This is a genomic window from Oleiphilus sp. HI0066 (genome assembly GCF_001635725.1).
On sequence record NZ_LWFH01001528.1, the window covers coordinates 1 to 1,055 of the forward strand.

1 protein-coding gene and 1 pseudogene are annotated in these 1,055 nt (G+C 39.4%); both read left to right on the plus strand.

Features of this window, described 5'->3' with window-relative positions; genetic code table 11:
* A pseudogene (locus tag A3738_RS23785) lies at positions 1-235 on the plus strand (DNA polymerase III subunit beta); the annotation flags it as partial.
* Between the two features lie 16 nt (positions 236-251).
* The coding region (locus tag A3738_RS23790) for an AarF/ABC1/UbiB kinase family protein (RefSeq protein WP_197473992.1) at positions 252-1,055 on the plus strand (804 nt) is incomplete at its 3' end.

A 1,055-nucleotide genomic window follows, 5' to 3' on the forward strand; every position in this document is an offset into this window, starting at 1 on the left:
AGTTCAAGTGTATGCAAATAACCCTGAGCACGAGCAGGCAGAGGATTCGATTGATGTCATGTATGATGGACCTGAATTGCAAATAGCGTTCAATGTTGGCTATTTGATTGATGTTCTTAATACAATAAAGTCAGACAGCGTAAAAATGACTCTCTCTAATGCTAGTTCGTCCGCGTTACTTGAGTCTGGCGACGAGGATGGTTGCCTTTATGTTGTTATGCCTATGCGACTTTAAATAACGAGGGATAGGGATGAAAGGGTTGTTGGTAGATTCTGTAAAGGGTGCATTTCGACTTACACAGACAGCAAAAGTGCTTGGATTAACGGGGTCCAAATGGGTTCTTGGTAAGCGTCCGCCTAACCCTGTTTTGTTGAGACAGGTTTTTGAGCAGTTGGGCTCAACCTATATCAAGTTAGGGCAGTTTATTGCTAGCTCCCCCACATTTTTTCCAAAAGAGTATGTGGATGAATTTCAATATTGTTTAGATCAAACCCCACCATTTGAATTTTCGGTTGTTAGAAAAATCATTACTCAAGAACTTGGGTGTAGCCCAGAAAAAGTTTATAGCTATATCGAAGAGAAACCATTAGCTTCGGCATCAATCGCGCAAGTACATGCGGCAAAGCTTGTTACTGGTGAAGATGTGGTTATTAAGGTGCAAAAACCAGGTGTTGAAAACGTCCTGTTGACGGACCTTAATTTTCTTTACGTCTGTGCTCGGTTATTAGAAAAAGTCGCACCGAAGTTGTCATGGACATCTATCTCTGGTGTTGTTGAAGAGATTCAAAAGACCATGATGGAAGAATGTGATTTCATTAAAGAAGCGAAAAATCTAGATACTTTTCGTGCATTTTTATTAGAAAGCGATAATCACGATGTAGTTGTGCCTAAAGTTTATAAACAGGCATGTTCAAGACGTATTCTAACAATGGAAAGATTTTACGGCTCCTCTTTAACGGATTTAGAGAGTATTCGTAAATATTGTGATGACCCTGAAAAAACGCTAATTACAGCTATGAATACTTGGTTTGCTAGTTTGACTCAGTGTGAATTT